This is a genomic window from Dictyobacter kobayashii, from assembly GCF_003967555.1.
Lineage (GTDB): Bacteria > Chloroflexota > Ktedonobacteria > Ktedonobacterales > Ktedonobacteraceae > Dictyobacter > Dictyobacter kobayashii.
This window is the reverse complement of record NZ_BIFS01000001.1, coordinates 3381689-3394025: the sequence shown is the minus strand read 5'-3', so window position 1 is coordinate 3394025 and position 12337 is coordinate 3381689. Positions and strand designations below refer to the sequence as shown.

Below are 12337 nucleotides of genomic sequence, written 5' to 3'. Positions count from 1 at the left end.
TTCTGTATTGTCAATGGAAACTAGCTTCCTTTTTCCTTTAAATGAAATCATATACATACCTGCTGTTGTGGCATTCTTTTCGCTCTCACGTATAACTCTCAAAAAATAGAGAGTGTTCTAAGTATTCTGAATGCTACAATAAGGAAAATAGCTAGATATTACTTCATATTTCGTAGTCTATCATAGACTACGATTCTAGTCAACCCATATTGTACTTTTTTCATCGCTTTATTATATAATCTTTGACATCAATGAAGCATGGACAGATCAAATATTGTTTGAATAAAAAACTCATTTGTTTTGCAGTCATTTTAGTCATGTTCCATGCTTGCTACAGTTAATTTAATGAGTTATTAAAATATATTAACGCATGAGCTCACATTGTGAAATGATAGCAAGCAGTCTATAAATGAGTTCAAACACTATGTCAACTTCATAACTATAAGAAGAAGTGATGCTGTAGCTAACTCAAGCATCGCTCCAATCTTGCATATTGAATCACGCATAGAGACTAGCAAAAAGACCTCAACTACACTATAATGCACAATCATTAGATCATCTTTTCTGCAGTTCCGCTGTACTATGACATGCACTCGGAGAAATAACTGGCGTTTCCTGACAATGATGTAAATATTTTATCGCTGCCCCCGAGAAAGGATGTACAAGCTCAAATATGAGTACTATTCCATTTTTATTTATGCGCTCTGCCGATAACTTCGGTAGCCGCCCGGCCTTGCTTGAGCCGCGTTCAGATAACACTATAGCAACCCTTACTTATCAAGAGTTACGTGAACGGGTTCAACAATTTGCCGGTTACCTGCAACAGCAGAATGTAACCAAGGGCCAGCGTATAATGATCTGGTCCTCCAGTTGCTCTAACTGGCTGGTTGCCTATTTTGGATCATTACTGGTTGGATTAGTTGTCGTTCCACTTGATGTAAATACGAAGGAAGATTTTCTGCAGCGACTGGTAGAAATTACAGAGGCAACTTTTCTCATTACAACGCAAAAAAATTATACAAGTCTTAAATCTAACTCTCTTCCATTCATCGATATTGATGCCCTACCAGGGGTGATTTTACTACAGCTCAACTACCAAAAGTTGAAGAAGATGATCTAGCTGAACTGGTCTTTACCTCTGGTACAACAGGACAACCCAAAGGCGTTATGCTGTCTCATGGCAATATTACTTCTAATGCCATTGCTTCTGTCGATGCAGTAAAAATTACAGCTGCTGATCGAGCCCTTTCTATTTTGCCTCTCTCTCATATGTTTGAGATGACCATTGATATGGCCCTTATCCATGTCGGTGCAAGTATTGTGTATGCCCGTTCATTATTACCAGATACATTATTTAGGTTGCTCGCTACACAAAATATTACTTGCATGGTGTTGGTCCCTCAGGCTTTACAATTGTTTATGAATGGCATTGAACGTGAAGTGCGACGCCAAAAACTGGAAAAACAGTGGGAAACTTTACATAAGATTGCACGCCGGGTGCCTTTTCAATGGCGCCACTATCTTTTCCGTTCAGTTCATAAGCGCTTTGGTGGCCATTTTCGCTTATTTGTGAGTGGAGGGGCCTATCTATCACCCAAATTAGGCTATGCGTGGGAAGAGATGGGATTTCGCATTCTTCAGGGCTATGGAGCGACCGAATGCTCGCCTGTGATTTCGGCTAATCCACTCAATGATCATACATTAGAGTCAGTGGGACGCCCCATTCCCGGGGTAGAGATACGCATAGAAGCTGATAATGAGATTCAGGTGCGCGGACCCAATGTGGCACTGGGCTACTGGCAAAATCCAGAGGCGACAGCAGCTGCCTTTCAAAATGGTTGGTATTCTACAGGTGATCTGGGCTATCTTGACAAGCGCAATAACCTGTATCTGAAAGGTCGCAAGAAGAATTTGATTGTACTGGCAAATGGCATGAATGTCTATCCAGAAGATGTAGAAAATGTTTTACACAATCAACCTACAGTCAAAGATGCGGCGGTTTTTGGTTTGACTGAAAAGGATCAGGGTCCAATGATGCACGCGGTTCTGTTGATGGATGATGCGTCCCAGGCTAAAGCGGTCATTCAAAACGCGAATAAACAACTGGCATCACATCAACAAATTAAGGGTTTTACGATCTGGTCAGAAAAGGATTTTCCTCGCACACATACTTTGAAGGTGAAGCGGCAGGAGGTCTTTGAGATGCTTCCGCAACTGCGCCGGTAATCGCTTCATAGAATTACACAATAGGGAGAAGAGAAAGACATTTATGCTCTATTTAGTCGCGACACCCATCGGGAATCTCAATGATATTACATTGCGCGCGTTGGAAATTCTGCGCTCGGTCGATATCGTTGCCAGTGAGGATACCCGTAAGACGGGGATGCTCTTAAAACATTTTGATATTCAAAAGCCTCAGATGGCGTTCCATGAACATAACGAGCAGCGCGCCGGCGAACGTATTGAGGAAATGCTGAAACAGGGTCAATCAGTAGCGGTGGTGACCGATGCTGGCACACCCGGTATTTCAGATCCAGGCTTCACGCTGGTACGTCGTGCGATCCAGGCAGAGGTCGATTTTACGATGATTCCCGGCCCAACGGCTTTTGTGATGGCACTTGTCCTCTCAGGTCTTCCTGTTCATAGCTTTACTTTTCGTGGCTTCCCTCCTCGTAAGCCGGTGGGGCGCCGTAAATTCTTTGAAGTGGACCGTGAAGCTCCCCACACATTGATTTATTATGAAAGCCCTTATCGCCTGGATGGCTTTCTCAAGGACGCGCTAGAGGTCTTTGGGGATCGTCCAGCCGCCCTGGCCAATGATCTGACCAAGATGTTTGAAAAAGTTGAACGGGGTACACTCTCAACCTTGCTTGCCGCACTTCCCCAGCAAACTAAATTGAAGGGAGAATACATTGTGGTCATTGAGGGTCTGGTTAGAACTAAAGAGGCGCGGGGCAAAGGTGGATATGAAGAAGAGGATTCAGCTAGCGATGAAGAGGAATAGAGCCAGTAGATTGGCCTGACTCTATTCCTTGCGGTGTGCTGGTTATGCGCTATGCAATACCCAGCACATCGATCAATTCTTTTACTGCATCAGCAGATTTCTTTAACTGGACCTGCTCATTCTCTTGCAGTTCAACTTCAATGACTTGCTCTAATCCTTTGGCTCCCAGTTTGGCGGGAACACCAACGAAGAGATTGTTCAGACCATATTCGCCTTGCAGGTAGATGGCGCAGGGCATGATCATCTTTTTATCCAGTACAATGGAATCAAGCATCTGCAATACTGAGGCCGAGGGGGCGAAATAAGCGCTACCATTGCCTAGCAGTTTTACAATCTCAGCACCACCATCACGCGTGCGCTGAACAATCTGCTCTATACGCTCCGCAGGCAACAGTTCGGCGATCGGCACACCAGCAACAGTACAAAGACGCGATAGCGGAACCATGGTGTCCCCATGGCCTCCCAGAACATAGGCCTGCACATCCCGCACGGAAGCCCCTAATTCCTGGGCAATAAAAGTACGGAAGCGAGCTGTATCCAGCACGCCTGCCATACCAATCACGCGCTCGCGTGGGAAACCGCTGACTTTTAAGGCGACCTGGGCCATCGCATCCAGTGGGTTCGTTACGATAATCAAAATACTGTTTGGTGAATATTTAACGATCTGCTCAGTTACCTGTGAAACGATTTCTTGATTCTTTTTCAATAAATCATCGCGGCTCATGCCAGGTTTTCTTGGGAAACCTGATGTGATTACCACAATATCAGAATCAGCTGTATCAGCATAATCGTTGGTGCCGGTGATTAATGTATCATAACCAAGCACAGGACCGGCCTGGAGCATATCGAGAGCCTTACCTTGTGGCATATTGGGCACGATGTCAAACATGACGACGTCAGCATAGTCGCGCTCCGCGATACGCTGCACCAGCGTACTCCCAACAAAACCAGCTCCAACTACAGTGATTTTACTCCGCATTGACGTATCCTTTCATCTATTCGCGTTCAGGATTTATATTTTGAAATACAATGGATGTTTGATCCATCAACTTTCTACCGCTATTGTATGCCTTAAAAGGGCTCAATGGCAATTGTTCAGACGATTTTTTTATTTTTTGAAAAACTCTCAAAAAAACCTCTTGACATCCATCAATGGATGGAGTATTATAACAACGCGGTCGAGAGAACGCACAAAACAAATAAATATTGGGGTATCGTTCAACGGTAGGACGGCTGATTCTGGATCAGTTAATTGGGGTTCGAATCCCTGTACCCCAGCCACATGCAGCAGCTCTACAAGCTGCTGTAATACTATAAAGGCAGTTGATTTTGCTATCACTAAATGATGTGAAATCAACTGCCTTTCTTTTTGTCTACCTCCATCATTGATGTTTTCTTCAGCGCAGGGCTTTGTAATGTTCGTCCAGAGGTTGCAGGGAGATCACGAGCAAGCGAGAAGATGGACATGCTTTCGCCACAGTCGCCAAAGAGGAACAGTAAAAAGCCCTGTCTTCAGCGTTTGTTTGTTGCGTTGCCTACCCTTGTGATGTATGTTGTAAGCAGAATGCTTTGGTAGTTCTGTTTGGAAGGGGTGGTGTGCGATGTATGATCCGCTACGTAAATATACTCTAGATGTGTATTGGAGAATTGTTGAGAGTCTTCCGGAACGAAAATACGAGTATATTGATGGCGATATTCGGATGATGACTGGTGGATCTCTAGCACATTCTCAGACCTCAACGCGGATTGCTGGTATCCTTGATCGTGCCTTATACGATACCGAATTTTATCTTTACAAACAATACTGATGTGGTAGTGTTTCCAGATATTGATGTCCGCTTTACGCTACAAGAAATCTATGCCAAAGTTTATTTAGAATTAGAAGAAGACTCGTTGTAGTTGGCAAAATAGTAAATACTAAAAAAGCACCTGGGGCAGATTAGTCCAGGTGCTTCTTGTTTATATGTGATATCCTTCCCAATCTTCCTCAGGTCGTCCTCCACTAAGATAAATATACCCCCTGTTGACATGCCTCATATATTTCTGTTATTATTCAACAATACTTAGTAAGTAAAACGTTATAACGTAAGACTTAATAGTTATCAGGAGAGAGATATGCCCAGGGAAGAGAATTTAGGTCGTTATTCTGAGCCCGCGTTGCTCATTCTTTCTAGCTTGATGGATGGTCCCAAACATGGGTATGCCATGATGGAAGATATCTTACAGTTTAGCGGCACTAAATTAGAACCAGGAACTCTATATGGAGCGATCACGCGCCTTGAACACAATGGATGGATTGAGCCGCTGGCAGCCCAGGAACGGCGTCGCCCTTACCGTATTACCGCTGCGGGTGTAACAGCCCTCCGTGAACGCCTCACGGTCATGCAGCGCATAGTTTCAATCAGTGCCCAGCGACTGCTTGCTAACGGCTCCTAAGCATATAAAAGCTAGCCTTCCCTTATGAGGGTATCGCGTGCTCTGTCATATCTGCTTTACAAAGTATTAGTGGGAGAATAGTATGCAATCTATGGCCTGGTTACTCAAATTTTATCCTCGTCAGTGGCGCGAACGTTATGAAGTCGAAATGCTCGATCTACTAAACCAACAGCAGAATACTTTTTTTACTGGTATCGATCTACTTTTTGGTGCTCTCGATGCACATTTGAATCCACACTATCTAACCGAAAGGATGTTGATCTCAATGGAGCATATACGTCGAATTCGCACTGCCAACAACACTATCTTTTGGGCATTCCCTGTCTTTCTCTTCTGCTGGTTCTCGTTGATCTTGCCTGGCATAAATGTCCCCTGGGAGGTCAGAAACGCCTCTACTCCACTCGTTCAGACCATACAAATAGTTGGTGCGGTGATGGTCTCGCTGGCGCTCTTGCTTCTCTTTGGCACTGGCCTGTTTATTGGGTTCTTTCCTGGACGTTCACAGGCAAACACACCAGCAGATGAAAAGGTCAATTTGCTGGCGCTGAGTTGTAGCATTCTGGCTTTGCTTCTTTATATCGCTTTTACTATTCTCAGGCCACACATCATCATCGCGTACAACTACATCAACCTTACTCCCCTCGCCCTCGTTCCTATTGCTCTGGCTGTTGTCAAAAGCAAAGGCAGTGAACACATGCTGCGTCTTGCTCGCGTACCTGTAACGCTGATAACTCTCTGTATGGTGCTACAAGTACTGACTGGGATTGTTTGTTTACTCGCCCTTACTATTCTCTGGCACGGTAGTGGTCCAGCGCCAAAATTTCTCATCGGATTTATACTTATGGCTATTCTCACAGGCATTGTTGTCTGGAACTTCCTGCGCAGCCGTCCATTCGTGCTTGCTACAGCTGGAAATTCATAGGCTATAACAAAGCAGTTGGAAACGTCGTTCATCCAGCAGCAAAGCCAAAAGAGGTATCCGCTAAGTATTTACCAGAAGTACTTAGCGGATACCTCTTTTGGCTTTGCTGCTGGATGAACCTTTTTTATGTATATTATTAAAGGACAATTTTTATGCCGAAAAGACAGGCTCACGATATCATTACGCTATAACTCCTGAATGCGCTCAGAAAAGAAAGGAATCTATTCAATGAGCAATGTAGCATTGATTTTATCATCGTTATTTACACTTTATATAGGAATAGTCCGCCCGCTACTTAGTCGCAGGCGTTATCAAAAGTTTAAAGAGGCGGTTGTTAATCATCCTACCCTCCGTACGCGCTACTATCGACGCATCCTGGTCGAGCCGTGGCTCTGGCTGGTGGTAATTGGTATTATCTTGCAGCTTGACTCTGCACCGCTCTCGGTTCTCGGTTTAAAAACACCTGATGACTGGACACTTACGATCTTACTCATTGCAGAGGTAGTAATTCTGCTTATCATTGTGCATGCTGTGCTTCTATACCGTATGAAAAAAACGCAGCGCCCTGCTATGGCGGCAGCACTCATATTAAAGATCAAGGAATTGCTTCCTCATACAGCACAAGAACGCAGCCTCTGGCTATTTATCAGTATCACCGCAGGAATATGTGAAGAGATTACTTTCCGCGGTTTTCTTCTCGTGTACTTTCTCGCCATCAGCAATTTTTTCGGACTACAAATCCCTTTAGCGGAAGCAGCCTTCCTCTCTTCAGTCTTGTTCGGGTTTGCGCATATCTACCAGGGCTGGAAGGGTGTATTGGGGACAGGGCTATTAGGAGCTATATTTGCCTATCTCTATATTTCCACAGGCAGCCTTATTCTTCCAATCATTATCCATATACTCATCGATGCTCGTATTGTGTTTCTTGTCCCGGCACTTCTGAAACTGGATCAGCCAAAGAAGGATTGATCTTTCTGTGGAGGATATAGAACAGGTAGCCAGATAAGCTGTACAATCTTTGCACACTCTTAGGGAAAGCACAACCTTTTAGCTTTCCTTTTTTGTATAACCTGAACAAATAAACAATCAGGCAGCATTTATATCGCTGAGCGATCATTCCAGGCCAATTTATGTATAAGCATGTTTGCTCTTAAAGGAGGTATGCTTATACATAAATTGGCCTTTTCTCTTACTTCTTAAGAGTAAGCAATTAACAGGATAGCCTGCGTTATGAAAACGCTTTATCCCGATTTTTTTTGGCTAAAAAATCGGCCATAAAAGTGTCTCCAGTCGCCTTCAAAAGCCGTCGCAACCCGGGTCCAAATTCTTGTTGTGAAATTTTTATTAGCGAATTAATTTCTTATCAGATTACTCATTTTCTCCTCGCTTTATAGATTATGACAGACTATGCACATGCAAAAATTCATGAGCAGGCACACCTTGTTCCCATGTATACTGTATGTTATATTTCTGTATATAGTTTGCACAGTAAACTCTAGCAGGAGGATGAAATCACATGGTCACAGCCACAGCCCGCATCCAGGAGACCACCTCTGTTGTAGATGAGGTCCTAGAAATACCCCCTATCATAGAGAGTGATGAAGATGAAATTGAGACTGATAAAGCTGAAGAAGCTGAAGAGGCTGAAGAAACATTAGACAAACCCGAACTTCTAGAGCAAGAAGCTCTGGTGACCCGTGCTATTCAGGGTGATCACGAGGCCTTTGGCGAAATTGTTGACCAGTACAGTACGCTGATGCTGCGCACTGCATCGATGATTGTTGGCGATCGCGATATCGCGGAAGATGTGGTCCAGGATGCGCTTATCCAGGCCTGGCATCATCTGGCCGACCTGCGCAAGGCGGGAGCACTGCGTCCATGGCTTATGCGTATTGTGGTTAATCAGTGTATTAGTTTCAAGCGCCGTCTGGCTCGTACAAGTGCTTTTATGCGTCAGGCTCTATCAGAGCAGGAAACTGATTTGATCGCGCAGGCCGCGGATGATCATAAAGGACGTATGGAAAGAGATTGGGATCTCGCGCGGGCCATTGAAAATTTACCGCTAAAGCAACGAGTGGTCATTGTTTTGCACTATTACAATAGCATGACTCTTCCTGAAATGGCTCAGACTCTTCAAACATCTGAGAATACGCTGAAGAAACGCATCCAGGCAGCTCTGACAAACCTGCGTCGCATTTTACGCGCATCTGAGATGGAGGATGAGGTAAGCTCAAGGCAGGGAGTTCCTGGCTTTGCAACCTCAGCGGCTTGATAATGGTGAGAGTACTATTAAAAAGCGAGAGGCGGCTACCATTGCGCATTTTATTTCGACTCTGCCGTGCAATGCCTGTAGCTGCCTCTTCCTTTTACTTAAAGCATTAATGTTTTCTGCCAGTAGTGTAAAATATCTTCAATCATGTCAGCCTCGCAACGTACTTGAAAAATATTGCGTTGCACAGATCTCCTCACTAGTCCTAATATATCTGCTTCCAGCCGCTGGCTGGTCGCCAGAGTGAGGCTTCGTCGCTCAGCTCCAATCGGTACACAACGATAACAGCAGGCTAATTCATATGGAAAAAGTTGTAGCAGTTGTTTCGTTGGATAGCTACTTAAAAAGGCCAGGTATGGCAGCAGGTCGGATTTATGGGCCTTGTATGTCCCTCTCTCAGTCGCTAGCTCTTCCACTTGCTCGGGTATATCCTGCTGACTATGCTCGATTATAGTTGCCCGTGCCATACTCCATTCATCTCGAACACGTTGTACAAGGACTGAGCTGCCTCGCCATATATAATTTGTATGTCATAGCGTAAATGACTCAATAAAGCAGAGATGCGCTGTACCACTGCCTGTGCTCCTTCAAAAGGCGTCATTGGCAGGAGAATAATACAGGCATGAGTGGCTTCGAGAAGAATGATGCTATCACTTTGCCGGATGTTGCTCCGGATACGCTGTGCCACATAGCGTAATGCTAATTGTGCCTGATATTCTACCTGAATATAAATCAAAGCTGTACCATTGTTCTGGATATATGCGAGCTCCACCTCGCTAATCATCTCGACCATTCCACTCCCTTTACTGTAGCAATAAAAATTCATGACCATGAGGCTCAAAGAGTATCTCTGGCCTCTTCTCTCTTCTCGAATACCCCTACAAATGCCTGACTATAATTCATTCCATACTACACAGCATCATACAGACCTGCTTGCCCAGCAACATGGATGATATTGGTTGTAATTGGGTTAAAAGTTAACAATACGGGTAGAGAATTTTTCCATATCGTTTTTCTTCAATTCTTAACAGCATTTCGTCAATGTCAACGCGTTTATAACCATACTGGTACTACAAATTCATGGACTTACGGCATATCATGATGCATCATGGTACAATTATAGCTATGTCTGATATTTCTAAATAGAAGAGGTGTAGAAGATGAAAAAAATAGATTGGGCAATTACCTGGCTCGCACCTTTGACGCCTGAACCAACAATGATTCCAACGAGCGATGTGTTTCTGCAGTCAGCTCAAATGCTTTCGTTAGTTGCATTGGATGATAGCTTAACAGGTCTGCTGTTCCTTTGTCCCGATACGCTGGTGATCGTCGCAGAACAGACATTACAGCATGCTGCAGATAGCGATGTAGGTAGCAAAGATTCAGTGCTAATGGCGCTGGAAAAGCCGATATCAAACGTTTCGCTAGATGCAGCATGCCAGGCTGAGCAAGATTTCATGGCTTTTCTGGATGTAGAGGCCTGTTCTTCTCTATAAGCCGGTACTGAGATAACAAGGATTGGTCTTTCTGCCTGCGCAATGGGTTGCGCTGGCAGAGGATATGTGGTGGGTGGAAGGGATATGTCATTGGCACAATCGCACACAGTTCTTGAGCAACAGGCATCTACGACACGCCTGAATAATTCTCGTATCTGGCAAAATGCAATTATCGCTGGCTCTACTCTGGTCAATGTGAGTATCTATACGATCATTGCTCGTGCCCTGGGATCACATATATTTGGTAGCTATCTTTTCGCGCAGTGGTTGGCAACTATAACTATTCCGGTCATTGGAACTGGCATGTCAACCCTCTCCAGTCGCCAGATCGCCGCCACCCAGAGCCGCGAGTCTCCACGTTTAATGGCAGGCATTTTCTATTTTTTGTGGTATCGCCAGCATAGGAGTATCTTGCTCTATTGCCTGATTTACGTGGTCCTCTCATTTGCCCTGACACGTATTTTTCATGATTTCACACCAGGACTACTGCTACTCTCTAGCCTGGCCACGCTCCCTTTACTCTTGAGCAGTGTAGCAGGTATTACCCTGAGAAGTCTGCGCCGCTCTGACTTGCTGACGATGTTGAATCTGTTCGGTAACCTGTTGACGCTCCTCTTTATTATCATCTCTACCCAGGTCAATGGCGAACCAGTTGAGGCCTTTATCCTGGCGTTCGCGCTATCAAATACCATTACGCTGGTCCTGGCAGTGGTTTGTGTCATGCATCTGCTTCCGCTAGAACAGGCTCTGGCGCCAGGTATCTTTCTAAGAGAGCGGTTGGCACACAATATACATCAATCCAGACTCCATTTCGCGCTCGATGCCATTGTCTGGCAAAGAAGTGAGCTACTATTGCTGGCCTGCTGGCATAACTCAGAGGAATTGGGCTTTTACGCTTTAAGCGCGATTATCAGTGCCAGAATTATTGGTCTGGCTCCGTCTCTCTTCACTCAATGGGTATTTCCTCTGTTTGTACGTTATTTGCCTGGCCATCGCTACCTCAATCAATACGATGCCTTTGTGCGTACTTCATGTTACATCATCTTTCTGGCGGTCCCGATCTGTACCGTGATGATTATACTGTGCCCGACGATCGTTGCCTATTGCCTGGGCAGTGCTTATCTTATGATGGTTAAGCCGTTACGTATTTTATTGATCGCGGCCGTCTTTGGTAGTATTGCGACCGTCGGGCTGACACATATGGCCAGCTATGAGCGCTATGATTATCGCCACCTGCAACGCGTGCAACGTGAGTTCAATATAGGCGTGGCCGTGCTTAAAATTTTGCTGGCGATACCGCTGGTCATATTCTGGGTATGACCGGTGCGGCCCTCGCTACCGCGCTGGCTCAGATTATTTCTGCCTTGACCTCTATCTTGCTCTGCAAAAAGTTATTGCTACGCTATAATACCTTGCTCTGATTAAAGAAAGAGGAGAGAGTATGACTACCCGACATTCTTTAGTACACTCTACCCATATTGCTATCCGTACCAGGTCAACAGGAGCCTTTCGTACTGGTCTTAAAGACAATCACCAGACCGGGCAGCATGAGCTCAAACCACCCCGCTTCAGCGTGGTGATCTGTACTTATAATCGTCGCAATATGGTGCTGACGGCCCTGGCCAGCCTGCGGCGACAATCACTGCCTTTAAAGTATTTTGAGGTGATTGTGGTTGATAATGGATCGGCCGATGGCACATTTAATGCCATTCAAACTTATCTTAGTACGGATGCGCTCCATCGTAGTTCATTTGAGGAGCAGTGGAAGGTGCAGTGCCTGCTGGAAAAACGCAATGGTCTGGCCTATGCGCGCAATACGGCTATCATGGCCGCTTCAGGCGACATAATCGTCTTTCTGGATGATGATGTGCTGGTGGATCAATATTTCCTGGAACAACTCTGGAGTGCCTATGAGGAGACCCATGCTGATGCGATTGGGGGTGCGTAGATCTACATTGGGAATCACCACGCCCTTACTGGCTTACCAGTGATCTGCTGGAGGTCTTTGGCTGCTATATGCCCTTTCACTCCCGTACACGCTTACCAGATACGCTCAGTTTTAGCAATAGCTGTTTTTCTATTAAACTTAAAGCACTGCACCAGGTGGGGGTTTCTCTCCTGTTTTAACTAAACGCCTGCACACTCCTATTAATGTGGAGACAACGGATCTATGTCGGCGCTTACGCCAGCATCACTATACGCTCTGGTAT

General features: G+C 45.1%; 14 protein-coding genes and 1 tRNA gene. 12 read left to right on the top strand and 3 right to left on the bottom strand.

Annotated elements, in window-relative coordinates:
- The first annotated feature begins 673 nt into the window (after positions 1 to 673).
- The 3 genes from EL645_RS44165 to rsmI are packed head-to-tail and all read left to right on the top strand — an operon-like array spanning position 674 to position 3004.
- Positions 674 to 1120: an AMP-binding protein gene (locus tag EL645_RS44165; RefSeq protein ID WP_126551254.1), complete on the top strand. Its 447-nt coding sequence runs from the start codon at positions 674 to 676 to the stop codon at positions 1118 to 1120.
- A gap of 5 nt (positions 1121 to 1125) precedes the next feature.
- Entirely contained in the window at positions 1126 to 2226 is a 1101-nt protein-coding gene (locus EL645_RS44160; RefSeq protein ID WP_281276391.1) for an AMP-binding protein, read from the top strand.
- 43 nt (positions 2227 to 2269) lie between these two features.
- Complete coding sequence (rsmI, locus tag EL645_RS14880) at positions 2270 to 3004, top strand: 16S rRNA (cytidine(1402)-2'-O)-methyltransferase (protein WP_126551252.1); 735 nt, start codon at positions 2270 to 2272, stop codon at positions 3002 to 3004.
- A gap of 49 nt (positions 3005 to 3053) precedes the next feature.
- Here rsmI and mdh read toward each other — a convergent pair whose 3' ends face one another.
- Positions 3054 to 3983 carry a malate dehydrogenase gene (mdh, locus tag EL645_RS14875; RefSeq protein WP_126551251.1) on the bottom strand — a complete coding sequence of 310 codons (930 nt, stop codon included), beginning with the start codon at positions 3981 to 3983 and terminating at the stop codon, positions 3054 to 3056.
- A 228-nt stretch (positions 3984 to 4211) separates the two neighbouring features.
- Here mdh and EL645_RS14870 point away from each other — a divergent pair.
- From EL645_RS14870 to EL645_RS14845, 6 genes are all read left to right on the top strand, one after another.
- A tRNA-Gln gene (locus EL645_RS14870) sits at positions 4212 to 4285 on the top strand.
- A gap of 320 nt (positions 4286 to 4605) precedes the next feature.
- Positions 4606 to 4812, top strand: a complete 207-nt coding sequence (locus EL645_RS14865; protein WP_126551250.1) for a PDDEXK family nuclease — start codon at positions 4606 to 4608, stop codon at positions 4810 to 4812.
- Positions 4813 to 5119: 307 nt separating this feature from the next.
- The gene (locus tag EL645_RS14860) at positions 5120 to 5440 is read left to right on the top strand and encodes a PadR family transcriptional regulator (RefSeq protein ID WP_126551249.1); all 321 of its coding nucleotides are present in this window, start codon (positions 5120 to 5122) and stop codon (positions 5438 to 5440) included.
- Positions 5441 to 5522: 82 nt separating this feature from the next.
- Complete coding sequence (locus tag EL645_RS14855; RefSeq protein ID WP_126551248.1) at positions 5523 to 6362, top strand: hypothetical protein; 840 nt, start codon at positions 5523 to 5525, stop codon at positions 6360 to 6362.
- Positions 6363 to 6590: 228 nt separating this feature from the next.
- Positions 6591 to 7331 (top strand): CPBP family intramembrane glutamic endopeptidase, encoded by a 741-nt coding sequence (locus tag EL645_RS14850; RefSeq protein ID WP_161977374.1) that lies wholly within the window; start codon positions 6591 to 6593, stop codon positions 7329 to 7331.
- Between the two features lie 547 nt (positions 7332 to 7878).
- Positions 7879 to 8634, top strand: coding sequence for an RNA polymerase sigma factor (locus tag EL645_RS14845; protein WP_126551246.1), 756 nt, complete (start codon positions 7879 to 7881; stop codon positions 8632 to 8634).
- 98 nt (positions 8635 to 8732) lie between these two features.
- Here EL645_RS14845 and EL645_RS14840 read toward each other — a convergent pair whose 3' ends face one another.
- A complete protein-coding gene (locus tag EL645_RS14840) occupies positions 8733 to 9098 on the bottom strand; it encodes a GspE/PulE/PilB domain-containing protein (protein ID WP_126551245.1) in 366 nt (121 codons plus the stop codon).
- The gene (locus tag EL645_RS14835; RefSeq protein ID WP_126551244.1) at positions 9080 to 9424 is read right to left on the bottom strand and encodes a nucleotidyl cyclase domain-containing protein; all 345 of its coding nucleotides are present in this window, start codon (positions 9422 to 9424) and stop codon (positions 9080 to 9082) included. Before EL645_RS14835 ends, EL645_RS14840 begins: the two co-directional genes overlap by 19 nt.
- A 367-nt stretch (positions 9425 to 9791) precedes the next feature.
- Here EL645_RS14835 and EL645_RS14830 point away from each other — a divergent pair, with 367 nt between their 5' ends.
- The 3 genes from EL645_RS14830 (at position 9792) to EL645_RS14820 (ending at position 12075) form a co-directional block, all read left to right on the top strand.
- Entirely contained in the window at positions 9792 to 10127 is a 336-nt protein-coding gene (locus EL645_RS14830) for a hypothetical protein (protein WP_126551243.1), read from the top strand.
- 84 nt (positions 10128 to 10211) lie between these two features.
- Positions 10212 to 11447, top strand: a complete 1236-nt coding sequence (locus EL645_RS14825) for a lipopolysaccharide biosynthesis protein (RefSeq protein WP_126551242.1) — start codon at positions 10212 to 10214, stop codon at positions 11445 to 11447.
- A 121-nt stretch (positions 11448 to 11568) separates the two neighbouring features.
- Complete coding sequence (locus tag EL645_RS14820) at positions 11569 to 12075, top strand: glycosyltransferase family 2 protein (RefSeq protein WP_126551241.1); 507 nt, start codon at positions 11569 to 11571, stop codon at positions 12073 to 12075.
- The last annotated feature ends 262 nt before the right edge of the window (positions 12076 to 12337 follow it).